The sequence below is a fragment of the Microbulbifer agarilyticus genome (assembly GCF_020171345.1).
GTDB lineage: Bacteria > Pseudomonadota > Gammaproteobacteria > Pseudomonadales > Cellvibrionaceae > Microbulbifer > Microbulbifer agarilyticus_D.
The window spans coordinates 594,748-618,892 of the sequence record NZ_JAIUZM010000002.1 but is presented as its reverse complement, the minus strand read 5'-3'; the positions used below and the strand labels follow the sequence as shown (position 1 = coordinate 618,892).

21 protein-coding genes are annotated in these 24,145 nt (G+C 56.5%); 9 read left to right on the top strand and 12 right to left on the bottom strand.

From position 1 onward, the window contains the following. Window positions 1-8: 8 nt before the first annotated feature. Both LCM31_RS09760 and LCM31_RS09755 read left to right on the top strand, forming a co-directional pair. A complete protein-coding gene (locus tag LCM31_RS09760; RefSeq protein WP_224869587.1) occupies window positions 9-1,274 on the top strand; it encodes a porin in 1,266 nt (421 codons plus the stop codon). A gap of 45 nt (window positions 1,275-1,319) precedes the next feature. Next, window positions 1,320-1,871 carry a J domain-containing protein gene (locus LCM31_RS09755; RefSeq protein ID WP_224869585.1) on the top strand — a complete coding sequence of 184 codons (552 nt, stop codon included), beginning with the start codon at window positions 1,320-1,322 and terminating at the stop codon, window positions 1,869-1,871. 15 nt (window positions 1,872-1,886) lie between these two features. On the opposite strand, the gene LCM31_RS09750 is transcribed toward LCM31_RS09755, so the two are convergent. Further along, a complete protein-coding gene (locus tag LCM31_RS09750) occupies window positions 1,887-2,681 on the bottom strand; it encodes a methyltransferase (protein ID WP_224869583.1) in 795 nt (264 codons plus the stop codon). Window positions 2,682-2,687: 6 nt separating this feature from the next. After that, on the bottom strand, window positions 2,688-3,392 hold the full coding sequence (locus tag LCM31_RS09745; RefSeq protein WP_224869852.1) for a DUF599 domain-containing protein: 705 nt from the start codon (window positions 3,390-3,392) through the stop codon (window positions 2,688-2,690). A 214-nt stretch (window positions 3,393-3,606) separates the two neighbouring features. Here LCM31_RS09745 and LCM31_RS09740 point away from each other — a divergent pair, with 214 nt between their 5' ends. The 4 genes from LCM31_RS09740 to LCM31_RS09725 all read left to right on the top strand — a co-directional run bounded on the left by LCM31_RS09740 (window position 3,607) and on the right by LCM31_RS09725 (window position 9,865). Continuing rightward, window positions 3,607-6,519: an insulinase family protein gene (locus LCM31_RS09740; protein WP_224869581.1), complete on the top strand. Its 2,913-nt coding sequence runs from the start codon at window positions 3,607-3,609 to the stop codon at window positions 6,517-6,519. 26 nt (window positions 6,520-6,545) lie between these two features. Next, complete coding sequence (gene cmoA, locus LCM31_RS09735; protein ID WP_029249741.1) at window positions 6,546-7,286, top strand: carboxy-S-adenosyl-L-methionine synthase CmoA; 741 nt, start codon at window positions 6,546-6,548, stop codon at window positions 7,284-7,286. A gap of 14 nt (window positions 7,287-7,300) precedes the next feature. Further along, window positions 7,301-8,278, top strand: coding sequence for a tRNA 5-methoxyuridine(34)/uridine 5-oxyacetic acid(34) synthase CmoB (gene cmoB / locus LCM31_RS09730; protein ID WP_224869579.1), 978 nt, complete (start codon window positions 7,301-7,303; stop codon window positions 8,276-8,278). A 201-nt stretch (window positions 8,279-8,479) separates the two neighbouring features. Further along, window positions 8,480-9,865 carry an L-serine ammonia-lyase gene (locus tag LCM31_RS09725; protein ID WP_224869577.1) on the top strand — a complete coding sequence of 462 codons (1,386 nt, stop codon included), beginning with the start codon at window positions 8,480-8,482 and terminating at the stop codon, window positions 9,863-9,865. 37 nt (window positions 9,866-9,902) lie between these two features. On the opposite strand, the gene LCM31_RS09720 is transcribed toward LCM31_RS09725, so the two are convergent. The 8 genes from LCM31_RS09720 to LCM31_RS09685 form a co-directional block, all read right to left on the bottom strand. Beyond that, window positions 9,903-10,700, bottom strand: a complete 798-nt coding sequence (locus LCM31_RS09720) for a class I SAM-dependent methyltransferase (RefSeq protein WP_224869575.1) — start codon at window positions 10,698-10,700, stop codon at window positions 9,903-9,905. Between the two features lie 66 nt (window positions 10,701-10,766). Further along, window positions 10,767-11,135, bottom strand: a complete 369-nt coding sequence (locus LCM31_RS09715; RefSeq protein WP_224869573.1) for a SpoIIAA family protein — start codon at window positions 11,133-11,135, stop codon at window positions 10,767-10,769. Window positions 11,136-11,236: 101 nt separating this feature from the next. Then, on the bottom strand, window positions 11,237-11,707 hold the full coding sequence (locus tag LCM31_RS09710) for a hypothetical protein (protein WP_224869571.1): 471 nt from the start codon (window positions 11,705-11,707) through the stop codon (window positions 11,237-11,239). Between the two features lie 322 nt (window positions 11,708-12,029). Then, entirely contained in the window at window positions 12,030-12,560 is a 531-nt protein-coding gene (locus LCM31_RS09705; protein ID WP_224869569.1) for a hypothetical protein, read from the bottom strand. Window positions 12,561-12,635: 75 nt separating this feature from the next. After that, entirely contained in the window at window positions 12,636-13,286 is a 651-nt protein-coding gene (locus LCM31_RS09700; protein ID WP_224869567.1) for an OmpA family protein, read from the bottom strand. Window positions 13,287-13,925: 639 nt separating this feature from the next. Further along, window positions 13,926-14,156, bottom strand: coding sequence for a SlyX family protein (locus tag LCM31_RS09695; protein WP_224869566.1), 231 nt, complete (start codon window positions 14,154-14,156; stop codon window positions 13,926-13,928). A gap of 74 nt (window positions 14,157-14,230) precedes the next feature. Then, a complete protein-coding gene (locus tag LCM31_RS09690; RefSeq protein ID WP_224869564.1) occupies window positions 14,231-15,376 on the bottom strand; it encodes a serine hydrolase domain-containing protein in 1,146 nt (381 codons plus the stop codon). 140 nt (window positions 15,377-15,516) lie between these two features. After that, window positions 15,517-16,356, bottom strand: a complete 840-nt coding sequence (locus tag LCM31_RS09685) for an ion transporter (RefSeq protein WP_224869562.1) — start codon at window positions 16,354-16,356, stop codon at window positions 15,517-15,519. Between the two features lie 178 nt (window positions 16,357-16,534). Between LCM31_RS09685 and yciH the strand changes: the two genes are divergently transcribed. Then, window positions 16,535-16,858 carry a stress response translation initiation inhibitor YciH gene (gene yciH, locus LCM31_RS09680; protein ID WP_224869560.1) on the top strand — a complete coding sequence of 108 codons (324 nt, stop codon included), beginning with the start codon at window positions 16,535-16,537 and terminating at the stop codon, window positions 16,856-16,858. 54 nt (window positions 16,859-16,912) lie between these two features. On the opposite strand, the gene LCM31_RS09675 is transcribed toward yciH, so the two are convergent. Both LCM31_RS09675 and LCM31_RS09670 read right to left on the bottom strand, forming a co-directional pair. Then, window positions 16,913-19,564 carry a hypothetical protein gene (locus tag LCM31_RS09675; RefSeq protein ID WP_224869558.1) on the bottom strand — a complete coding sequence of 884 codons (2,652 nt, stop codon included), beginning with the start codon at window positions 19,562-19,564 and terminating at the stop codon, window positions 16,913-16,915. A gap of 196 nt (window positions 19,565-19,760) precedes the next feature. Beyond that, window positions 19,761-21,266, bottom strand: coding sequence for an alanine/glycine:cation symporter family protein (locus LCM31_RS09670; RefSeq protein WP_224869556.1), 1,506 nt, complete (start codon window positions 21,264-21,266; stop codon window positions 19,761-19,763). A gap of 226 nt (window positions 21,267-21,492) precedes the next feature. Here LCM31_RS09670 and LCM31_RS09665 point away from each other — a divergent pair, with 226 nt between their 5' ends. Both LCM31_RS09665 and greB read left to right on the top strand, forming a co-directional pair. Further along, window positions 21,493-23,499: a S9 family peptidase gene (locus LCM31_RS09665; RefSeq protein WP_224869554.1), complete on the top strand. Its 2,007-nt coding sequence runs from the start codon at window positions 21,493-21,495 to the stop codon at window positions 23,497-23,499. Beyond that, entirely contained in the window at window positions 23,499-24,005 is a 507-nt protein-coding gene (gene greB, locus LCM31_RS09660) for a transcription elongation factor GreB (RefSeq protein ID WP_224869552.1), read from the top strand. The genes LCM31_RS09665 and greB overlap by 1 nt, the downstream gene beginning before the upstream one ends. Window positions 24,006-24,145 lie beyond the last annotated feature (140 nt).

Genomic DNA, 24,145 nt, shown 5'->3' with positions numbered 1-24,145 from the left:
GCACAGAAATGCATAAACACACTCGCAGACAATTGCTGGCAGCTGCTGCCCTGCTTTTGGTCGGCGAGAGTTATGCCGTACCGATTTATGAAGGCCCTGACGTCACCCTGTCGATGACCGGCTACTTTACCGCGCATATGGTGAACTCCTACGGAGAAACCATTATGCAGGATGGTGCGTCCCGGATCGCATTTAAGCTTGATGTCCCTGCTTACGGCGACTGGGACACAGGCTTCCACCTCGAATGGGGTGTGGCCGCCATTTCGTCTGCGCAAGACCTGATCCTTCAGGGGGACCAGCAGGTATCTCCAGACAACCGTGATCTATCCCTCTATTTGCGCCAGGGCAATGCCCACGCGGAACACGAGAAATGGGGACGATTCTCGGCGGGTAAGCAATGGGGCGCCTATTACGAAGTTACCTATATAACGGACTGGTTCAACGTATCCGGTGGCCTGGCGAGCGGCACTTATTCATACGGGACCGATGGTGGCAGTACCGGCAGCGGGCGCGCCGATAGCGCCCTGGCCTGGCGCAAGTCCTGGGCCTTTGAAAATAGTGAGTTCAAGATCGCGATCCAGCGCGCCGCGCATGTGGCAGACCTGAATATCAGTATCGTTGATGCGTTCGGCCCAGATACGTTGTTTGTGTGCCCACCGCGGGATTGCGAGTTTGGGCAAAGCCATGGCATTGCCATGGTTTACCGCGCTAATGTGGGCAAAGGTATTATGCTTGGCGCGGCCTATAACCGGGTTAAACTTGATATTTCTTCAGATAATGGGGAAGTATTCGAGATCATAAATGGCGAGGAGGTACTGATCGCTAATAATGTTCCCATCAGTGCGAGCACCAATACCTGGGCGAGCGCTATTGGCGCCTATTACGGAGGCTCACCTTTTACCAAAGGGTGGTACGTTGCCGGTGTCGTACAGCGGTCGCAGAATAATGAACTGGCGCCAGTTGGCTCCGTTACCGGCATAACAAACTTCTTTGATGCCAAAGGCTCAGAGTCATTTATTAGCTACACCTGGGGCGCAAATGATTGCTACTCCCTGTACGGTGGGCACAACTATCTCGTATCGGACGACCCGGAATTTGAGGCCGCACTGGTCGAGGGCGACCGGTTTAAGCTGGCGCAGTACTATTATGGCTTCCAGTATCAGTGGAACAAACGAGTGCGCCTGTATATGGAGAATGCGGCCGATGCGAGTAACCGTGTTGCACGCCCTGTGGCCAATGACTTTATAGCCGTCGGCTTTCGAATCGACATCTGATAGGCTTGCGCTCTGAGTAAATTTTCGATCCCGGAGCAGTAAACCTTGGGCCGTATCATCCTGTTAATTGCCGTGGCGATTTTTGCCTGGCTAGCCATCCAGAAATTCAAGTACAGCCCACCGGAGCAACGGCGCAAGCTGGTAATCCAATGGGTGCTGATTGCACTGGCGCTGGGTGCGGTGCTGCTCGCGGTTACCGGCCGCCTGCACTGGGTAGGGGCTGCGGTGGCCATCGTCTTACCCATTCTCAATCGCCTGTGGCGCACGTTTGGCCGCCACCTTCCCTGGATCGCACCGCTAATCGCAAAGCACGCGCAGGCGCGCGCACAAAAACAGCAGGAGAAATCCCAACGCGCGCGATCTGAAGAAACTGGTGAAGGTCAGGCTCACGCAAAACCGGAATCAGAACCACAGCTCACGCTCGCCGAAGCACGCAAGATTCTCAGCGTCCCCGCCAATGCCAGCCGCGAAGAGATCATCGGCGCCCATCGCAAGTTGATTCAAAAATTCCACCCGGATCGCGGTGGCAGCGACTACCTGGCGTCGCGCATCAACGCGGCCAAGGCCCTATTACTCAAAAACCTCGACGGCCAGTAAACGCATGTGTGCCGCCTAGGCGCGGCGGCACAGTAAGTGCACGTAGCGCGCCATTTGGCGGTAAGGGTCAATGCGCGAATAGCGCAGCTCTTTTTCCACGATGGGCTCAGGCGGCAACTTGTCGCGCATTTCCGGGGTCATAAAATCGTGAAAACAGCGGATACCACTGTGCGCCACGACGCTGAGCCCCGCCTGTGCGACCCAATCCATCACATCTTCCGTTAGCAAAGGATTTTGTGGTGTGAGGCTGCCCGGATGCCCCCCCCAATTGCCGCTTTCGAGGTGTCGGTCCAGCTGTCGTAAACTGCCGCGCTGTAGCAGGCGAAATTCCAGCGCGCGGCGATTGTAAAATGTGAGGGACAGGTAGCCCCCGGGCTTGAGCTTATCGGCCAGATGGACCAGGGCCTGTTGCGGCTCTGCCAACCATTCCAAAACCGCATGACACAACAGCAGGTCTGCCGGTGGTATATCCGCTGTCTGGGGCAAATCCTGCAGCGCTAACTGCTTCAGGGTCACGCGATCCTGCAGGCCTTTTGCCTCCACCGCATCATTCGCCAGATCGAGCATTGCGCGGGAAATATCGGTAATCCACACCCGACTGCCCGCTTCCGCCAGATCCAGGGCAAACTGCCCCTGGCCACCGCCGGCATCAATCACCACCGGCGCCGGGTTATCGCCCTGCCCTTGTGCCACGCTCAGATAAGGCGTGAGATCCCGCTGCAATACGGCCAGCCGAATGTCGCCTTTCAACCCACCGTAGATGCGCTTTTTAAAGCGCTGCGCGAGATCGTCGAAATTTCGATCATCCATGGGCCGTTACTTGTCCCGCACCTGATCCAGTGAGCGCCCCTCCGCGGCGAGAATGACCTGCAGGGTACGTGAACGAAACTCACGCAGATAGAGAACCCACACGACCGACAGGAAGCCGAAGACAAAAACCAGTGGGTGCACAAACCAGCCCATCACCGCCATAGAGAAGTAGACGCAGCGCAGCCCATAGTTATAGCTGTGGCCAGCCTGGTCTATCACCTTTGCCGCGCTGATAGCATAGCGGCGGCGGTCATCGGTGGAAACTTCGTCTTCTTTTACCGCCGGAGCCGCCCCCAGTAACACGTTGGCGAAGGAGTACTGGCGCAGCGACCAGGTGAAATTGAAAAACGCAAAAATGTAAATGAGGATGAGTACCAGAACCTTGAGTTCAAACTGCTCAACCGTTGTCGTCTGGGCAAACGGCAGGCTGCTCAGCACCTCCACTGCGGCAATGTTCGCCGATAGCGCCGTCACCAGACCCGCGAGAATCAGAATACTGGTCGACGCGAAAAAACCGATCACCCGCTCGAGATTGCTGAGGATGGCCGCATCCGCCACGCGCATATCCCGCTCCAGCATGCGCAGCATCCACTCGACCCGGTACCACTGCATCGATGAAGCCAAGCACCAGGCGGTCTTGGCCTTGCGGCGAGCGAACACTGTGTAGCCTGCCCAAGTGAGGCAAAAGCCCGCGAGACTCGCAAAATCCATCCAGTTCAACGCACAACCCCCTTTGGACTACATTTATGGCGTCATCGAAATATAGGTAAAACAGGGTGCGAAGTTTCGCACCCATGGCGCATGTGTCAACAGCGGCCTGTCAACCCTGTCAATTCAATGCCGCTCAGCGCTAAAATGGCCGCCGATTTTACCCCGGGAATTGCCAAGCCCCCGGGGAACGCTAATTACCCACTGGAGCTTTCTTTTGAGCAACGTACACCCCGCATTCGAACCAGTAACCAGTGCCGAGATCGAATCCCTCGGCGTTCGCGTGGAAGAGTACCGTCATCGCGCCACCGGCGCCCAGCATCTGCACATTGCGGCAGACAATTCAGAAAACGTATTCCTGGTGGCCCTGCGCACCGTCCCCCATGACTCCACCGGGGTGGCGCATATCCTCGAACACACGGCACTGTGTGGCAGTGAGAAGTATCCGGTGCGCGACCCCTTCTTTATGATGATCCGGCGTTCACTGAATACCTTTATGAACGCCTTCACCAGTTCCGACTGGACCGCTTACCCGTTTGCCAGCCAGAACCGCAAAGATTTTGACAATTTGCTGGACGTCTACCTGGACGCGGTATTCTTTGCCCGCCTGGATCCATTGGACTTTGCCCAGGAAGGACATCGCCTGGAGTTTGCCGAAACCGAAAATCCGCAAAGTGATCTGGTGTTCAAAGGCGTAGTCTTCAATGAGATGAAGGGCGCGATGAGCTCCGTGACCTCACAGCTTTGGCAAAAACTCAGCAAATACCTGTTCCCCACCAGCACCTACCACTTCAACTCCGGTGGCGAGCCCGCGGACATCCCGGATCTCAGCTATCAGCAGCTGGTGGACTTCTACCGTACCCACTATCACCCCAGCAACGCGATCTTTATGACCTTCGGGGATATTGATGCCGCGGAGCATCAGGCCGTTTTCGAAGAAAAAGCCTTGCATAAATTCGACCAACTCGACGAAAAAATTGCCGTTGAACGAGAGAAATTATACGTGGCGCCGGTACGCGTCGAAGAGAGTTACCCACTGCCCGCCGAAGAAGGCGACAAGGAAAAGACCCACATTGTGCTGGGCTGGCTGCTTGGTGATGTCACCGACCTGGAACAATCTCTGACTGCACATTTATTGGCCGGTGTATTACTGGATAACAGCGCTTCACCACTGATGCGCCTACTGGAGACCACGGATCTTGGGCAGTCCCCTTCCCCCTTGTGTGGCCTGGACGACAGCCAGCGTGAGCTGGTGTTTGTGTGTGGCATCGAGGGCAGCGAGCGCGAACGTGCCGATGAGCTGGAGAAACAGGTTCTGCAGGTGCTGGAAGATGTCGCCGAAAATGGCGTGCCCTACGAGCAGGTCTCCGCAGCACTGCACCAGCTGGAATTGCAACAGCGCGAGATCGGTGGCGACGGCTATCCTTACGGCCTGCAGCTGATTCTCACCGCACTCACTGGCGCCACCCACCGCGGCGATGCCATTGGCCTGCTCAACATCGATGCGACCCTCGAAAAGCTGCGCGAGCAGATCAAGGACCCGAAATTTATCGCCAACGCGGCGCGCAAACTGCTGCTCGAAAACAACCACCGCATACGCCTGGTGCTCTCGCCCGACAGCAACATGGCAGAGCGTACCGAGCAGGCCGAGAAAGTCCGCCTGGAAGAGATTAAAGCGGGCCTCAACGAGCGGGAAAAACAGCAGATCATTGAAACGGCCAAGGCACTTGCGGATCGACAGCAGCGCAAAGATGACGAATCCATCCTGCCCAAGGTCGGTGTCGAGGATATCCCCGCGGAATTGCCACGCGTAGATGGCACCGTAGAAGACCTCAACGGCAACAAGATCAGCCGCTACGGCGCCGGCACCAATGGGCTGGTGTACCAGCAACTGGTCGCGGCATTGCCGGAATTCAGCGCTGAAGAGCGCCTGCTCCTGCCCTATTACTGCCAAAGCCTGAGCGAAGTGGGCCTGGGCGACAAAGACTATCTGGAAGTACAACAGTGGCAAGCCGCCGTGGCCGGTTCACTGCACAGCTTCACCAGCCAGCGCACAGCGCTGGATAACCTCGACAGCCAGTCCGGCCACTTCATTCTTTCCGGTAAGGCCCTGGCGGCAAACCAGGCCGCGCTGACCGAACTGATGCAGGCCACCATCGAGCAGGTGCGCTTCGACGAACTGCCGCGAATCAAAGAGCTGCTGCTGCAGACCCTGGCCCGTCGCGAACAGTCCGTGGTGGGCAACGGCCACGCCCTTGCAATGGCTGCTGCCAGTGCCGGCTTTAACCGCGCTGCGGCCGATGGCCACGAGTTTGGCGGCCTGCAAGGGCTCCGCCAGTTGCGGGCGCTGGTCAAAGACCTGGATACCGATAGCGGCCTGGAAAATATCGCGGCGACCTTCAACGGCATCCACCAGAAAATTCTCGGCGCCGAACGCCAGTTCCTGGTGATCGGTGAAGAAGACAAGCTGACCGAGTTCACCAATGCGCTCCACCCACTGGCGAGCAGCGCCAGCGGCAGCAGCGCCTATACCAATGGCGCATTCACGCCACGTCGCGTACAGGAAATGTGGATTGCTAACAGCCAGGTAAACTTCTGTGCCAAGGCCTACCCCACCGTCCCCATGTCCCATCCCGATGCGGCGCCGCTGGCGGTGCTCGGTGGCTTCCTGCGCAACGGTTACCTGCACCGCACCATCCGCGAGCAAGGGGGGGCCTATGGCGGCGGCGCCAGCCACGATGTCACCATCGGCGCTTTCCGCTTCTATTCCTATCGCGACCCGCGCATGGCAGATACGCTCAAGGACTTCGATGCATCCGTGGAATGGCTGCTGAACGAATCCCACGAAGACCTGCAGGTAGAGGAAGCCATCCTCGGCGTGGTTGGCGGTATGGACAAGCCTGGCTCGCCCGCAGGCGAAGCCAAGAAGGCATTCCACTCCAATCTGTACGGCCGCACCCACGAAGTGCGCCAGGCTTTCCGTCGCAAGGTCACCGAGGTAACCCTTGACGACCTGCAGCGGGTAGGCAAAACCTATCTGCAGGCAGACAAAGCAAACACCGCAGTGGTTACCGGTAATCATGGCCGCGATGCGGGTCTCGCCCTGGACCTGCACGAAGAAAAACTGTGAGCAACCGGCGGGAAACAGAAAAGCACGTGAGCAAGAAAGACGATATCTTCGCCAGCCCTCTGGGCCAGGTGGCCGGGTTCAGCTTCGACCAATCTGTGGTGGAAGTCTTCCCGGACATGATCCAGCGCTCGGTACCCGGCTACACCACAATTGTGGCGATGATCGGCACCCTGGCAGAGCGCTACGCCCAGTCAGGCAGCCGCTGTTACGACCTGGGCAGCTCCCTGTGTGCCGCCACCCTGGCCATGCGCCACCGCATCCCCGCAGCGGACTGTGAAATCGTCGCGGTGGACAACTCGCCGGCCATGGTGGAACAGGCGCGCGCGGTACTGGCGGCGGATAGCGGGCAGATCCCGGTACAACTGGTGTGCGACGATTTGCAGAATGTCGACATTGAGAACGCCTCGGTGGTGGTCCTCAACTTCACTTTACAGTTTATTGCCACCGAACAGCGGGAAGCCATTTTGCAGAAGATATACGACGGCCTGCGCCCGGGCGGTGTACTGATTCTTTCCGAGAAAGTAGCGTTCTCCGATACCGACCATCAGGAGTTGATGATCGATTTGCACCACTCATTCAAGGCGGCAAACGGTTACAGCGCGCTGGAAATTGCGCAGAAACGCAGTGCGCTGGAAAACGTGTTGATCCCGGAAACCCTGTTTGACCACCGCACCCGCCTGAAAAACGTCGGGTTCAGCAGTGTCGACGTTTGGTTCCAGTGCTTCAATTTCGCTTCGCTGATTGCGATCAAACAGCGCAACCCGTAAGCGGAAAGACAGGCATGATTGATTACACCCAGTTGTATGCGGGTATCCAGCACACGCCGGCCCTGCGCCCGTGGCTCACCACCCTGCCCCAGCAAGTTGCTGACGGACTTAACCCTGCGCGCTGGGGGGATCTGGCGGACTGGCGCGAGGCGCTGGACAACCTGCCCGACATCAGCGCGTCCACCTATTCGCTCAAGGATGAGGTGCGCATCGGTGCGGCATCCGATGCGACCACCGAACAGCTCGCGACACTTGAAGCTGAATTGCGCAAGCTGCACCCCTGGCGCAAAGGCCCATGGACGCTGTTTGATATTTTCATCGATACCGAATGGCGCTCCGACTGGAAGTGGGACCGCGTAGCCCCACACCTGCACGACCTGAAAGATCGGCTGGTACTCGATGTGGGCTGCGGCAGCGGTTACCACTGCTGGCGGCAGTTTGGCGCCGGCGCACGCAGGGTCATTGGTATCGATCCGTCGGCAAAGTTCGTTGCCCAGTTCTACGCACTGAAGAAATACCTCGGGCTGGAAAAACCCGTGGATGTGCTGCCGCTGGGAATCGAGGCTTTACCGCCGGCACTGCGCGCTTTCGACACAACCTTGTCCATGGGGGTCCTGTACCACCGACGTTCACCACTGGACCACTTGCGGGAATTGCGCGACACACTGCGCCCGGGCGGACAGTTGTTACTGGAAACTCTGGTGATTGAAGGTGGGCTTGGCGAATGCCTGGTCCCCGAGGGACGCTATGCCAAGATGCGCAATGTATGGTTCTTCCCCACCACTGCGACACTGGAAAGCTGGTTGCGCAAATGCGGTTTTACCGATGTAAAAACCGTCGATGTAGATCAGACTTCCACCGAAGAACAGCGCAGCACCGACTGGATGCGGTTTGAGTCGTTGGCAGACTTCCTCGACCCGGACGATCCCAGTAAAACCGTTGAAGGGCATCCTGCGCCGCTGCGCGCCACCCTCACCGCAACAGCGACTTAAAGCACGCCTAGGCGCGGTTACCCCCCGTGGCCAGCCAACCGCTGGCCACACTCCTCTCCCCCACAGGCTTGTCCGCAAAATCCTGTCCGCCAGAGCATCAGGTTCACATGCCTGGACGTGAAAGTCGATTGGCCGAATAACTACACTGAAAGCATGTTGGCCGGGATGTCCGGCGGGTTTGGCAAGAGATATAGCGACCACATGAGCATCAGTGTTTTCGAGCTGTTCAAAATCGGCATAGGACCATCCAGCTCCCACACGGTCGGGCCGATGGTGGCGGCGCAGCGCTTTGTCTGCGATCTGGAATCCCGCGGAGACCTGGCAAAGGTCGAGCGCGTCGAGATCCATCTGTACGGTTCTCTGGCACTGACCGGCGTGGGCCACGGTACCGACATGGCTATCCTGATGGGGCTCGAAGGTGAGTTGCCCGAGACGATCGATATCGATGGCATTGACGGTCGGATTGCAGCAATCGACAAACACCAGCAGCTGATTCTCAACGGGTTGCGTGCCATCCACTTTGAACGCGACCGCGACCTGATTTTCCACAAGGAAGAATTTCTCCCCCAGCACGCCAATGGTCTGACCTGCAGGGCATTTTCTGGTGACGAATACCTGCTTGAACGCAGTTATTTTTCCATCGGTGGCGGCTTTGTTTTGTCGGAAGAAGACTTCTCTAACAAAGCGCAAATAGCGACCCTGCTGCCCTACGATTTCAGCTCGGCTGAAGATCTGATAGCCCTGTGCGACCAGAACCGTTGGACCATCGCAGAACTGGCCATGGAGAATGAGAAAGCATTCCATTCCGAACAGGAGGTCACCGATCTGCTGTGGCATATCTGGGAAGTCATGGAGGCATCGATTGAGCGTGGTTGCCACCAAAGCGGTGTACTGCCCGGCGGGCTGGGCGTGCGCCGACGAGCCGAGGAACACTTCCGCGAACTCTCCAAACAAACCGATGAAGAACGTCGTCAGGGCCTCGCCATCCTGGACTGGGTCAGCCTGTTTGCCCTGGCAGTTAACGAAGAGAATGCCGCCCGCGGGCGCATTGTCACCGCGCCCACGAATGGCGCTGCCGGTGTTATTCCCGCGACGATTGCCTACTACGTGCAATTCGTACACACGCCGCACGAGCACGGTGACTTGAAAAACCAGGTGGTGAAATTCCTCCTCACTGCCGGTGCCATCGGCATGCTATTCAAGAAAAATGCCTCGATCTCCGCTGCGGAAGTGGGATGTCAGGGTGAAATCGGCGTGGCCTGCTCCATGGCCTCGGCCGGACTTGCCGCGGTACAGGGCGGCAGCAACGCACAAATTGAAAATGCCGCTGAAATTGGCATGGAACACAATCTGGGGCTGACCTGCGATCCGATCGGTGGTCTGGTGCAGGTCCCGTGCATTGAGCGCAACACCATGGGTGCGGTCAAGGCGATCAATGCCGCGCGCCTTGCGCTGCGCGGCACCGGTGCGCACATCGTGCCTCTCGACAGCGTGATTGAAACCATGCGCCAGACCGGAATCGACATGCAGCACAAATACAAGGAAACTTCGCTCGGAGGACTTGCTGTAAACGCGGTGAACTGCTGATAACTCCCGTCAAATTATCAGGCTTTGCAGGGAGGGCCTACCCGGGAATACCGTGGCGGGTATAAATATCAAACCGGCCTGACTTGCCCTCAAACCGCAGGCTCGGAGGCTGCCCATTTAGATCCGGCGCCAGTCGCGGCCGCTTGACCACCGTACGGTAATAGCACGCCGCAAATGCAGGGCCCAGCAAGCCATCGGCATCTTCATCACTGCCGACGATTTCGTGGAACGCGACCATCTCTTTTTTCACCTTGGCACTTTTGTCGCGACTGGGAAACATTGGGTCCAGATAAATAACCGGTATGCTTTCCTGCTCCTGTGTCGCCAGCCACGCCGCAGCGCTTTCCACCTGGGGTTCCAGGCACAATCGTTCGGCAATCGGCCCCAGCTCGCGGTCCATTTCTGCAGCCTGACGCAGCCTCCGCACACCGTCCTCAAGCAACGCATACACCACAGGGTTGCGCTCAAGCATGCGCACTTCACTGCCGAGTGACGCGAGCACAAATGCGTCGCGCCCAAGCCCTGCGGTGGCATCGACGATGCGCGGGCAAAAACCACCGCGAATCCCGGCAGCCTTGGCAATCTGCTGCCCCTTGCCACCGCCATACTTGCGACGATGGGCAGCGGCACCACGCACAAAATCAACCGCCACCGGACCCGGTGCCTTGCGACCAGTGGCACACAATTGCAGCATATCGCCCCGACGTAAAACGAAGGGATATTGGTCAATAAACTTCTCCGGGGTAATGCCCAGATAGGGAAGATCAAGCGCGTTCGCCAGCGCTTCTGCCGCTGGCACGCGGCTTTCGTCTGCGGCAGTAACAGCCAACTGCATGATAGAAATACACCAAGTCTATTTATTGGGTACCGAGATGGGGCTCAGCAAATCGACTAGCGCAATTTACCCGTGATGGGCGAGCCATGCCAGCGCCGATTCTTCGGCTTCACTGGGAAATGGCCGTACTTCTGCGGAAACGAAGTGGTTGAGGAGCTGCGGCATAAAAGCGAGTAACGTGTTGTCCGACAGGACGGCTATCCGATGCAAGTGTCGATGTTGGTTACGGGTAAACACGCAGTGAGAAACCAACGCTGCAAAGTTCTGCCAGCCACGAAAATTCCGTGCATCAATCAGTAAACCGTGCAAAGCACCGTGCTGACAGATCACCGGATCCACCTGCGCGGCCAACGCACGGAATTCTGCGGGTTTCAGTTCCGCAACCGGCCGAATTTCCAGAATATCGTGATCGTGATGCCAGCAATGCTCGATCATGGTCCATCATACATTCTTCACTACCCTTTTAAGCGTAGAAAAGAAAAAGGCCGCGAACCAGTCGCGACCTCTTCCTCCAAACAGATCAACCAAGCATCAGCTTACCGCTGTGGCGTGTCCTCGGTTTTGTCCTTGTCCCGCATATCGTCGAGCGCATCTTCTGCCGCATCTTTGGCGTCTTCTGCAGCATCTTTGGTGGCACGGCCGGCATCTTCCAGGGCATCCCCGGTGTCTTTCGCCGCATCTTTCAGCACATCGCCGGTATCTTCAGCGGCATCTTTAACCGCTTCACCAGTATCTCTCGCCGCGTCCTCAACTTTATCTCCCAGGTCGCGGGCCGCATCCTTGGTCTCATCCATCATGCGGTCACCAGTAGATTGCGGGTCCGCAGTGGATGGTGCCACGTCATCACTTTCTTGCGGCATGGTCGGATCGGCAGCTGGGCGAGTTTCTTCCGTGGATGGCGTTTCCATCTTGTCGTAGGCATCGTCAACCGAATGATCGGATTTCTTCGACATGAAGTAGCCGATAATCAGCAACAAAATAATGAGTGGCAGCAGTAGTTTCTTCATAGTCCCGTGGACCCCTCGTCGGTTAGAAAGAGTTCGAAACGATCAGGTAAGACGCACAGTCTGGCAGCATACGCAGACTTAGCAGCTAACCCGCCGTTGCCGGTTGGCGCTGTACTGGACCACCGAGACCCGACTTCATCGAAGAAGCCCACGCCAATACTGATAAGAATAATCCCCAATTGCCGCACTTCAAGGAACATTGTTCCCATGTTTAAGTATTTATGGTTCTAAAAGCGCTAGGGTATATTAAGTGGAATGCTATGCCGCCATCTGGCGGCGCATAAAGGATCAGTGCTAGGTCACCACCCCTCGGAGGGTGGGATTAACCCTGATAATACTGCTCAAGCTGGGCGAGCACACCGCTCGCATCCGTATCAACGATGGCGGCATCGCAGTCGGAAAGCGCCATGTCACCGAAAGTGTTGCGTCTCGCAAAAATTAAATAGCGCACGCCCAGTGCCAGCTTTTCCTCACAATCGGCAAGATTCAGCTGGAAACTTAACTGTTTGCGTGTCGCCCCCTTCCAGACTTTTCGTGCGATCGCAGAGTAGAGATAACCCGAAACCGCCGCCATTCCGGGCTCAGACAGTGCTCGATCCAACACGCGATGCACCGCAACAATCTCAACCTGAGCGACGACTTCTGCCGATTCGAGTTGTTGCTGGATTTCCCCCGACAGCTCGTCGGACTCCGTTGGTATGTCACCGCTGTGCGCAAATCCGCACCACACGCTCACGGCCGTTAAAAACAACCATTCGCACAGAGAACGCCGAAGATGTGTTTGAGAATTCCCCTTGCTGCTCTCCATAACGCTTCCCTTGCCGAGCCCCACACCTGTGTCAATACCAATCATTGTCACTTCCTTGACAACTTACGCACGTCTACACGCGCACAAAAAAGGGCGCCGAAGCGCCCTCTTTCCAATCGACTATTGCAGCGGCAACAGTTCCAGTTCTACACGACGGTTGGCTTGACGCCCTGCGTCAGAGTCGTTGCTGGCGATTGGGTAACGCTCACCGTAACCAACAGCTTGAACGCGACCCGACGCCACACCGCGGGTAGTGAAGAAGTTGGCAACCGACCCGGCGCGACGCTCACTCAGATTCTGGTTGGTCACATCTGAACCTGTGCTGTCAGTGTGGCCACTCACGCGAATTGCGGTTTTATCGAACTCATTCAGAACCAGTACCACGGAATCGAGCGTGTCATAGAAATCTGAACGAATTTCATAACGGCTGGTCGCGAAGGTAATGTTGCCCGGCATGATCAGACGGATATTATCGCCTTCACGCTGCACACGAACACCGGTACCTTCGAGGCGCTGGCGCAGAGCCATTTCCTGGCGGTCCATGTAGTAGCCGATACCACCACCGACTGCAGCGCCGCCCAGTGCGCCAGTAATTACGCCTTTCTTGCGATCGTTTTTGCTCGCTGTAGCCGCACCAATGATGGCACCAGCCACAGCACCAGCACCTGCGCCTTTGGCAGCATTACTGGTTTTGCTTTCCTGGGTGTAAGGATCCAGGGTGGTACAGCCAACCAAAGAACCCAGAGCAAGAATCGCTACCCATTTTTTCATTAAGCTTCTCCTAACGCTTTTACTGATGACGGGTGAAATTTGTTGGCAGTGTCGCTGAGTCAAGCTGACTGCAAGCTGAACTGCGTTCGTCATTGGCACGAAGACTATGCGGAAAGTCAGCTTAGGTCTACTGCCTAGATCCCAAAATGGCGGGATAATCCATTGGCGCAATTTTAATTATTTGGTTTCTGAGTTAGGCCATTAACCGCTCCCAGGGTCATAGCCTTCGATAAACCATGACCTATTCAGGCTTCAATTTCGGAGCAGGCAGGCACTATCCACAGTTGCACCCCGGCATCGTGTAATTTGCTGTAATCCATTCGTCCACAGCTTCTGTGGATAACTCTGTGTATGAATATGCCAAACAGGGCCTGACGTGGCGGCATTCCTCGCTCCCAGCATATTGCACACTTTTTACACCATTGGATTTTTTACTTAAAAATCAACAACTTAAGAGTGCACATGCGTTTCAATCAAGCACGCTACGGAGACTTGATGTCTCTCACTAATGAGCCGACCCCATGTGGAAAAGATTTGTCAAGGGTAAACAAGAAGGGAAAAATCAAATTTTGCAAAATTTCCAGAAATTGGCGTAGAAAACGGCGCAAAGATGGAAACCTGCTCTGGGCAGGCCGGGAATTAGTAATGCGGTGGGCGCTCGTCGCCGGGCTTGCCGCCCTTGTTCATCTCAAATACCAGATCGCGGTATTTCTCCGACACCTCTTTCATATTGCCAACAAGTGCTCGCAGCTGTGCGTCCTGCTTGGCAATGGTGTCGTTAAGCTGGCTCAGGGTGTCCTCCTGAAACGCCAAGCGTGTTTCCAGCTCATCAATGCGTGCGACCAACTGCTCAACTTCATTACTCATCATCGCTCACTCATTACCGCCTACTCATTGCGGTCTGCTCAAGATATTCAGGTTTGTCTCAGTGATTTTTTGCCGGCTTATATCAGCCGGTACAGGCAGTCTTTCAGCCCGACCGCGCGCTGGTCCATAAACAGGCTCTGCCCCATACGCGAGGTAACATAGCCGAAGCCCACTTCAACCTCGGGATCCGCAAATCCAACACTGCCGCCGGCACCCGGATGACCAAAGCCTCTAGGACCACCAAACGCCAGATCTTGCGCGGCACCTGACTTCAGGAAACCACAGCCGAAGGCCACATCTGTTTGTAGTATGGCGTCTTGACCACGGGTTTGTTCTTGCGTCGCTTCCGCGAGCGTTCCCGAAGACAGCAATTGGGGGGCATCACTAGCCAGATCACCATAAACGGCCGCGAGGTCGCGGGCACTGAAATGGCCGTTGGCTGCTGGTATCAACGCGCCTCGCCATGCATCACCGTTTGTACCCATCATGAGTGATACCGGATTAGTAAACGCTGTGGCCACGGGGCCCTGACGATCTTCCTTGATTGAGCGACCGATCGCATTGTCACGCAGCGCCGGTAGCGGCTTTTTCAAAGGCCCCACGTCGGCAATATGCGTGGATCGATGCCCTACCGCACCGAAACCACCATCCAGTTCAAGCGGATCACCGATTCCACTGCGATACAGGTCACGCACAGTGCGACCACTGGCCGCTTCGATCAGCCCACCCACCGTCCATCCGTAAAGAAACGGCGAGTAACCCTGCTGGCTACCGGGATCCCACCAGGGCGCCGTTGCGGCTACTTGCTGCAATGCGCGGTCCCAATCGTAGATCAAGTCGTCTGCAACTTTCTCGGAAAACGCGATCACCCCGCTGCGATGGCTCAATAATTGACGGCCAGTGACCATCGATTTACCTGCTTGCGCAAAGTCCGGCCAATAATGGGCAACGGGCAAGTCGAGATCGAGGTTCCCAGCGGCAACCTGCTGCAGTGCAATCAGGGCAAGAATGCCCTTGGATGACGAGAATACATTGACGAGGGTATCTTCCTCGAAGTCCTGCGTCCCCGCACGATCGGTAGTACCGGCCCAAAGGGACGCAACTACCTCGCCTTCTTGGACCGCACAAAATGATGCCCCTACATCACCATGATCGCGGAAGTTAGCCGCAAAAGCGTCGTAGAGGGCCTCAAAGCCTGGGGCACAGTATCCCTGAATGTCCATTGAGTGCAGTTACCAGTTGATAGTGGAGGCTAGGTCCAGTCCCACGGCGGCTCGGCCGGATTCCGGCCAACCTTGAGGATCGATGGGGTAAATCGGGGCGCAAGGATAACGGATAGCCCGGTAGCTGTTAAGCGCCGCCCCTAGGACTCTTCGTCGACGGGCTCTTCGAAGTCTTCAAGGCGATAACCACACTGTTTGCAGTACTCCGCGTCGGCGTCGTGCCCGCTTTTTCCACAGTTGTGGCAGCGAGCAAGCTGCTTCTCCCGGCCGAGTTCATGTGCCAGCTCCGCGGTCACAATCCCGGTAGGTACCGCGATAATGGAGTAGCCGATCAACATGGTCATTGCTGCAATGGCCTGCCCCAGTGGCGTATGCGGAGTGATATCGCCATAGCCAACCGTGGTGATGGTGACAATAGTCCAGTAGATACTCTTTGGGATACTGGTAAAGCCGTGGCGTGGCCCTTCCACGATAAACATGACGCTGCCGAAGATAATGCAAATCACCAGAACGCTGGTGTAGAACACCAGGATTCGACGGCGCGCTTGCCAGAGTGAGCGCACCAGTAGATTCGCATCCCGCAGATACCGAACCAGCTTGAGTACACGAAAGATCCGCAGTACCCGCAGTAAGCGGATTACCATCAGATAGGTAGCGCCGGTAAAAATCAGTGCGAGATAACTGGGCAGGATCGCCAGTAAATCGACAATGCCATAGAAGCTGGTGACATATTCGCGGCGATCGCGTGCGCAATATATGCGCAACAAGTATTCCACCGTAAATAGCCCGGTGAAAAACCACTCCAGGATATAAAAGGTCTCGCCAAAACGCACCCACAGAGATTCCACCGATGCGAATAGCACTAGCGCGACGCTGAGTAGAATCGCCCAGATCAGGAATACATCAAAATTCTTACCCGCGGGCGAATCGGTACCGAAGATAATTTCATTCAGCCGTTTGCGGGTCCCGGTAAGCGCCATGAATTCGAGCCTTTCGCCTTATTGAACTAGGTGACATTCTAGCCGACCTCTGGGTCGCAGAATACGCCACCGCTTTGTCCGCTTCCACTGTATCCGCTATGCTTCGCCCCCGGATTCTTCCGGGCACACAATTTTGCCCCCCCTTTCCACTGAATGAGCTGACTCACCGGGAACTGACATGCGCGACAAAAGCCGACTCGTATACTCCACTGACCGCGGCCGGATCAAGGAAGAAAAGCCCGAACAAAAGCGCCATAGCGGTGATGGTATTGTGCGAATTCAGCGAGAGACCAAGGGACGCAAAGGTAAAGGGGTCACCTGCGTTCGGGGCGTAGAAGGCACTGATAGCGAGCTCAAGCTCTTGCTGGCAGAGCTGAAAAAGCGCTGCGGCTGTGGCGGTGCACTGAAGGATGGCGTGATAGAGATTCAGGGCGACAAGCGGGACGAGATCAAGGCGGTACTCGAAGCAAAAAGCTACAAGGTGAAACTCGCTGGGGGCTAAGCCCCAGCCCGGGCAGCACCAAGTTAGCCCTGCCCGCCCCATTTACCCCTTCAGCTAGGCAGAAATTGCCGCGAGGCGTAGAGGTTTCACCTTAATTCGCTTCTCTTCTTCCAAGCATAGTTTCAGAAGACGCGCCAACTCCAATTGGTAGGCTTCCTGTACCACGCCACATACCGTCTTGCAACGCAGTTCGAGCGCCTGAAGTCCGCTGGCGAGCTCATCCTTGCGCCCACTGAGCGACAACTCAATAACACCTTCACCGCAGGCAGACAACTTTTGCTGCTGAGGCGCACTCATTGCCAGACCATGGCTTGCAACCAGCTGGTTCAGTTTGCGCACCTGCTCACAGATGATCTGCGGGTACTTTTGCAACAGGGCTTGCGGCAGCTCCTGTTGCGGCAAACGTTCAATCAGCTCGCACACTACATCACCGTAGCGGCCGAGTACGGTAAGCGGCTCGGCCAGCGCATCAAAGCCACGCAGACGTGAAACCGCAGCCTCCGCACCCGTGCGAGTTCCGCTGTCCATTGTGGCAATGGTTCTCGTAATACGTTGATAGAACAGACTGTGAATCAAGTGCCGCTGCTGCTGACACTCTTCAAGACGCACGCGGTTGTCGCGCACGGATTCATCCGCAGCAGACGGTGTCGTGCCACTCAGGTCATAACTTCGCGGATCGATACGCAGGTTTGCTCGCACCAGCGCCGCACCAACCTGGATACGCGCGCTACTGAGCTGCAGTTGTGCCCGACGCTGCTCCAGTTCCTGCAGGTCCAGCAAGCGCGAACGCAGCCAGTCAATGGATGCCTGCAGATCAAGCTCTGCCAATTCATTGTTGGTGGGGAGTTCAAGATGCAGGAAATCCCGTGGGATTACCCGGTTGAAATACTCCGTCAAAACCTGCTGTGCCGCTTCACTCTCCTTGTCGGACTCCAGAAGCAAGCGGTTCTCTACCGGACGGCAACTATCGTCGCCATCAGCACGGCTTACCCGGCCACAAACCTCTGCGAAGTCGCCAAAGAGCTTTTGCAGTGAGAAGTCGACGCGCTGCAATTGAGGGGCGCAATCGTGCGCCTCTACCGCAGCAATACGCTGGTGCCCCGCCGGTTCGTCCGTTGGCCAGAACTCCGTCTCCTGCCCCATTGCGGCATCGATTCCGGTCTTATCTTCGCTGCTCAGATTGTTATACATCCAGCGAACGGCGGCCGGTACGTCGGCCAGTTTCTTTCCAATCAGCTGTGCCTCGCGGTTGATCTCGCTGCAGATCAGGTCCGAATGCTCGAGGTAATTCCAACGTTCCGCGAAGCCCTGAAAACCATCACTGCCCAGCAAATACGCCACGGTCCTGTCCGCCTGCGCCTCCAGATACCGGCCTAAACGCCCGCTCAGGCGACCGTGGATGTTTTGTAGTCGCTCCACAACAGGTATCAGTGCATGACCACACAAGGCAAACATCCGGTGCAATGGGCGCACCGGGGCAATGACGCTGTCATTGCTACCGAAAACGGTGCGCTCTTGTTCGAATGCTTCCTGCAGGTTGTGCAAGCGCTGCGCGGTACCAATGGAGAGCTCTGTTGCCAGACGACTCCAGCGGTCTTGGTAATAGCTGAGGGCGCGGCCAATCAACCCGAGTACATCGCCACCTTGCAAGCTGGCGACCGCCGCAAGGCCGAGGGAGAGACGGTATTGGCCCTGATCCGCCTTGACCACTTTGACTTGCGCGCCAGGCGTTACAACCACCTGAGTGCCAACCACTGCACTCGACAGGGTTTGCGGGCCTTTCTGCTTTGTCGCTATGCCCAGTCCGCAGGTATCTTCAACGACATCTAGTAGCAAGAACAGGCCCGGAGCGTCTTTCTTGAGTAGGCGCAGCGCCTGATCTTCCCGCCCCTCGGCCGCATTTGCCCCGGTGCCACGGGCAACGTAAAACGGGTAAATCACTACCGCACCCACAAACAGCACAAGCAGTCCCGTCAGCACTGCCCCCAAAATTGTTGTTGCACCAAATTCACCAGCAAGGGCCGCTGCAGGCATCGACCACAATGCCATGCCCAGCTGATACAGACACAGGCACAGCAGCAGTGCAAAGCACACAGGCACGATGGACGCCGTCAGCATGTGCGGAAATAGTGCAATGCGCGACGTCAGTGACGTATCCTGAGGCACCACCGCTTCCTGGAACAGCGCGCGTAACTGCTTCCATGCAGTGCCGTTCTTGTGGCTATTTGGCGCCTTCTGGGCAGAGGCTTCGCTCGCTACCGATTTCTCTGCTTGCTGCGGAGCCGCCTCAGTTACTACCGGGGCTTTAGAAGGTTTCAGCACAGTCACCGGCTCGTGGCCGCCGGATTCCGGTGCAGCCACCTCCATATGCGGTTTACTGGCGTCGAGCGCGGCTTGGCCACTCGGGTTTTTTCGTGCCTCGCGCTGACGGGCAAACTTGAGGCGCGCAAGGATAGCCTGATTATCAAACTTGCCTGCCGGGTGCACTTCGATCTTCAATCCCAATTGCTGCAATTGTGTCCGGTACTGCACCACCTGGGCCGACGAGAGCTGATCTTTAATCACCCAGCCTTTCAGCAACAGCTTTTTGCCCTGCTCTGCGCCAATGGAAAAGGTACTGATCAGTTGTTGCAGAACTTCCTGAGGCGCTTTGGCGCGTACGGTTTTACCCGCAGAGACAATTTGAAACCTTTCCTGGTTCGCCATGAATTCCTCGTCGCCGCCCGGGGCTAGATTTATAGAGATACGACTGAGATTAAGGGATTCCTTGCAGGGCAGATGGGGACTGGTTCTCACTCGAATAAGCTCTTAACAGTCGAGCGACCAATTGCACACTGGTTCACAGCAAGGCCGCAAACCGCATCGCATTGTTAGCTGCGGCCCGCGTCACAGATTCTGTGGGTTAATTCGGATGTTTGGGCCTAACGTCCGAGGCAGGTTCTGGTGACCAAACAGACAACTCAATGCCGGGAATGTGATGGTCTCGTGCATCGAACACGGGCTCCTTAACACCGCGGCGGAGCTGGGCCTCGTAATCGGCAACCACCTTCAGGGCCACGCCAGACAGCAGCAGGATCGCCAGCAAATTTGCCGAGGCCATAAAGCCCATCGACATATCTGCCATATTCCACAACAGTGAAAAATTGTCCGAGCTATCACTGTACGCCACCCAGGCCCCAAACAAGATGAAGCAGATGTAGAGCGCCCGGTAGCAGAAGATGGACACGCGGGTATGCCACAAGTAGAAAATATTCGTTTCCGCGTAGTAGTAATTGGCAATGATCGAGGTAAACGCGAAGAACAACAGAGCTATGGCCAGGAAACCACTGCCCCATGGGCCAACCTCACTGGCGAGCGCAGTCTGGGTCAGTGTCACGCCCTCCACGACACCGGCATACTCCACACCACTCAACAGGATAATGCTGGCCGTCGCGGTACAAATCATCATGGTGTCGAGGAACACCGAGGCCATTTGTACGTAGCCCTGTACCACCGGGTGCTTAACGTCTGCAGCAGCACCCACGTTAGGCGATGAACCCATCCCAGCCTCGTTCGAGAAGAGCCCACGCTTGATGCCGTTCGCAATCACCGCACCAAACGCCCCAGCGCCCATTTCCTGGGCCCCGAAGGCGCTACCGATAATTAAACCAAAGACCTCAGGCAAGCGCTCGATGTTCAACACCACAACGGCGATGGCGATTGCGAGATAACACAGCGCCATAATGGGCACCACGATACCCGCAAAGCGCCCGATGGAATGAATACCGCCAAATACAATAAAACCAGCGAGGATAGCAATTACGCAACCTATCAAGAGCGGATTGATGCCCCATGCTTCGTGTACCGCGTCTGCCATGGCATTGGCCTGCACCGCGTTAAAGAAGAAGCCAAAGCAAATCACCAGAAAGATCGAGAACGCAATCGACAACCACTTCCAGTTCCGCCCGAGCCCCTTGTCGATATAGTACGCAGGCCCGCCGCGGAAAGTGCCTGGCTCATCGCCGGTTTCCTTGAAGGTCTGGGCCAGGGTGTTCTCAATCAAGCTCGTGGCCATGCCCACCAGCGCGACAACCCACATCCAGAAAACCGCCCCCGGCCCGCCGGCGGTAATCGCTACCGCCACCCCGGCAATATTACCTGTCCCAACTCGCGCCGCCGCACTGGTCGCGAATGCCTGAAAGGAAGAAATCGAGTCATCAGTTTCCTTGTGAAAGCTGTGCGCCATCACGCGAATCATGTGCCCGAAGCCGCGTATCTGTATAAACCCGGTACGCACGGTGAAATAGAGGCCTGCAGGTAGCAGCGCGGCAATCAAGATACCGACCCACCAGATACCACCTACCCCACCCCAGGTAATCTGATTGCCTATGCTGATGACGGAATGAAAAAAATCTGAAAGTACCTGCATACCTATTTTCACTCTTGCGAACACATACGCCACGGCCCTGTGCCGACATGGTGCGCAACAAAAAAGTATCGCGCGACAGCGACGAAAAATTGTCGATAGAATCAGTAAAGATCAGCCACCGCAAAGCGCCAACACCACCCTTGTTACCGGCAGGCGCTGACGTACAATATCGCCAAACCAGTCACCTCAATCGACTGAAAAAAGAGCAAGGAATAGACTCAACGCTATGTCGTCTCGCAATGTATCGTCACCCGACAAACCAACTCGTGGCGATTCCTCGACCGCGCCTTACGGCAGCTGGAAATCCCCAATAACCGCAAACCTGCTTACGGGGGGTAACGTCCGTCTCAGTGAAGCTCAGCTCTTTGGTGGCAAGGCATATTGGCTAGAGTCGCGCCCAACGGAAAAAGGACGTTCCGCGCTGGTGGAATGTGACTATTCGGATCCGGCAAGTCCCAAAACCAGAGACTTGCTGCCAGCGCCCTTGAGCATTCGCTCCAAGGCCCACGAATATGGCGGTGGCGTCTACACCATCGGTGGTAGCCACGTTTATTTCGTGCTTGCGGCCGATCAACGTATTTACCGTATGTCACTGAATGGCCATACCCCGGAGGCAATTACCCCGGAAGGCCCCTTCCATTATGCAGACCTGCAATTCGATCCATCTCGCAACCGCCTTATCTGCGTACAGGAAGATAATTCAGACCCCGCCTCGGAAGCAGTGGCGCGCTTAATTGCCATTGATCTCAAACAGGTGAATGAGAGTGATTCGGCGCCCCCGCAATCAGTATTGGCCGAAGGCGCGGACTTTTATGCGTCACCGGGTCTCAGCCCGGATGGGAAGCAACTCAGCTTCCTGCAGTGGCATCACCCCAATATGCCATGGGATTCAACCGAGCTCTTGATCGCCGAGTTCGATGAAGATGGCGGTATCCAGCAGGCACAGAAAATTGCCGGCGGCCAAGGGGAATCGATCTTTCAGCCCCAATGGTCCCCCAGTGGAGACCTGTTCTACGTTTCCGACAAAACCAACTGGTGGAATATTTACTGGGCCGGAAGCGACAAGCCCATCTGGGAGCTCGACGCCGAATTCGCAACACCACAATGGGTGTTCGGCATGTCGACCTACGGATTCCTGGATGCAAACACCATCTTCTGCACCTATACCCAGCAGGGAATCTGGAAGCTCGCGCGCATCGACTTAAAGCACGGGCGGCAAGCGCAAATTAACCACCCTGGGTGCGATTTCGAAAGTATCCTCTGTGGGCAAAACCAGGCCGTATTTATTGGCAGCGGTACAACGGATTTTCCCGCGGTTTATCAATACTCCGGCGCAAGCGATACCTTCCAGACGCTCGCCAGCAGCAGTTCGGTCCCGGTGGATGCCGCGTATTTTTCACCCGCGCAACCAGTAACCTACTCCGTTGGCGATCGCGAGGTACATGCCTTTTTCTATCCACCGCATAACCCGGATTTCCTGGCCCCCGCCGAGGAAAAGCCACCGATCATTGTGTTCGGACACGGCGGCCCCACCGGCGCCACTTCTGCCGGGCTCAACCTCAAAGTGCAATACTGGACCAGCCGTGGCTTCGGGGTTCTCGACGTCAATTACTCTGGTAGTACCGGATACGGACGCAACTACCGCGACCGCCTGGAGAACAACTGGGGGCTGCTCGATGTCGAAGATGTCTGTGCCGGCGCCGAGTACCTGGTTGAACAAGGTCTCGCCGACCCCAAACGGATGCTGATAAAAGGCGGCAGCGCAGGCGGCTACACCGTGCTCGCCGCGCTGACGTTCCACAACACCTTTTCCGCAGGCGCGAGCCACTACGGTATTGGTGACCTCACCACCCTCGCCCGCGATACACACAAGTTCGAATCGCGTTATCTCGACAAGCTGGTCGGGCCCTGGCCGCAAGCGGAGGATGTTTACCAGCAGCGCTCGCCGATTAACCACATCGAACAGTTAGAGTGCCCAGTGATCTTCTTCCAGGGATTGGAGGACAAAGTGGTGCCCGCAAATCAGGCAGAGACCATGGTCAATGCTTTGCGCGGGCGCGGCATACCGGTGGCATACATCACCTTTGCGGAAGAAGGTCACGGCTTCCGAGCGGCCAGCAGTATTGAAATGGCCTTGGAAGGCGAGCTTGAGTTTTACAGCCGGGTCTTCCATTTCGACTTGGCGAAAGCCGGGCCAGGTATTCAGATCGACAACCTTGAGGAAAACCGCTGATGGGCCGCTGGCGACCACCCCGCCCTCGCGGCTCCCGTTACATCACCCCAGAAGGTGCTGCCCGCATGCGCGCCGAGGTTAAGCAGTTGTGGGAAGTTGAACGCCCACGGGTTACCCAGGCAGTCAGCGATGCCGCAAAACTCGGTGACCGCAGTGAGAATGCGGATTACATCTACGGCAAAAAGCGCCTGCGAGAAATCGACAGCCGGGTACGCTTCCTGACCAAACGCTTGGAAGAAATCACCGTTGTCGATCGTATTCCGGACGACAAGGACAAGGTCTTCTTTGGCGCCTGGGTGACGCTGGAGGATGAGGAAGAAAAGGAAGTGAAGTACCGCATTGTCGGGCCCGACGAATTCAACGTAAAAGAGGGACTGATCTCCATGGACAGTCCCGTGGCGCGCGCGTTACTGGGAAAACGGCTCGATGATGAAATCGAGATCCAGCAACATGATGTCTGGGTAACCTATTACATTACAGAAATCGACTATCCAGAAGCCCACTAGGGAAGCTCTGTAGCAAGGTAGATTTGAAAAGGGGGGAAAGCTTCTCACCAGCGACAGACTTCTATCGAGCGATAATGGATCGGCGTTACGCGTTAACGCCTATTCGTCACTGATGGTGCCCCCTCCCCTACGTCTTATGT

Coding starts and splice junctions, on each gene's coding strand:
- LCM31_RS09760 (WP_224869587.1), top strand. CDS start 9: ATGCATAAACACACTCGCAGACAATTGCTGGCAGCTGCTGCCCTGCTT.
- LCM31_RS09750 (WP_224869583.1), bottom strand. CDS start 2,681: ATGGATGATCGAAATTTCGACGATCTCGCGCAGCGCTTTAAAAAGCGC.
- LCM31_RS09745 (WP_224869852.1), bottom strand. CDS start 3,392: ATGGATTTTGCGAGTCTCGCGGGCTTTTGCCTCACTTGGGCAGGCTAC.
- cmoB (WP_224869579.1), top strand. CDS start 7,301: ATGATTGATTACACCCAGTTGTATGCGGGTATCCAGCACACGCCGGCC.
- LCM31_RS09725 (WP_224869577.1), top strand. CDS start 8,480: ATGAGCATCAGTGTTTTCGAGCTGTTCAAAATCGGCATAGGACCATCC.
- LCM31_RS09720 (WP_224869575.1), bottom strand. CDS start 10,700: ATGCAGTTGGCTGTTACTGCCGCAGACGAAAGCCGCGTGCCAGCGGCA.
- LCM31_RS09715 (WP_224869573.1), bottom strand. CDS start 11,135: ATGATCGAGCATTGCTGGCATCACGATCACGATATTCTGGAAATTCGG.
- LCM31_RS09710 (WP_224869571.1), bottom strand. CDS start 11,707: ATGAAGAAACTACTGCTGCCACTCATTATTTTGTTGCTGATTATCGGC.
- LCM31_RS09705 (WP_224869569.1), bottom strand. CDS start 12,560: ATGATTGGTATTGACACAGGTGTGGGGCTCGGCAAGGGAAGCGTTATG.
- LCM31_RS09700 (WP_224869567.1), bottom strand. CDS start 13,286: ATGAAAAAATGGGTAGCGATTCTTGCTCTGGGTTCTTTGGTTGGCTGT.
- LCM31_RS09695 (WP_224869566.1), bottom strand. CDS start 14,156: ATGATGAGTAATGAAGTTGAGCAGTTGGTCGCACGCATTGATGAGCTG.
- LCM31_RS09690 (WP_224869564.1), bottom strand. CDS start 15,376: ATGGACATTCAGGGATACTGTGCCCCAGGCTTTGAGGCCCTCTACGAC.
- LCM31_RS09685 (WP_224869562.1), bottom strand. CDS start 16,356: ATGGCGCTTACCGGGACCCGCAAACGGCTGAATGAAATTATCTTCGGT.
- yciH (WP_224869560.1), top strand. CDS start 16,535: ATGCGCGACAAAAGCCGACTCGTATACTCCACTGACCGCGGCCGGATC.
- LCM31_RS09675 (WP_224869558.1), bottom strand. CDS start 19,564: ATGGCGAACCAGGAAAGGTTTCAAATTGTCTCTGCGGGTAAAACCGTA.
- LCM31_RS09670 (WP_224869556.1), bottom strand. CDS start 21,266: ATGCAGGTACTTTCAGATTTTTTTCATTCCGTCATCAGCATAGGCAAT.
- LCM31_RS09665 (WP_224869554.1), top strand. CDS start 21,493: ATGTCGTCTCGCAATGTATCGTCACCCGACAAACCAACTCGTGGCGAT.
- greB (WP_224869552.1), top strand. CDS start 23,499: ATGGGCCGCTGGCGACCACCCCGCCCTCGCGGCTCCCGTTACATCACC.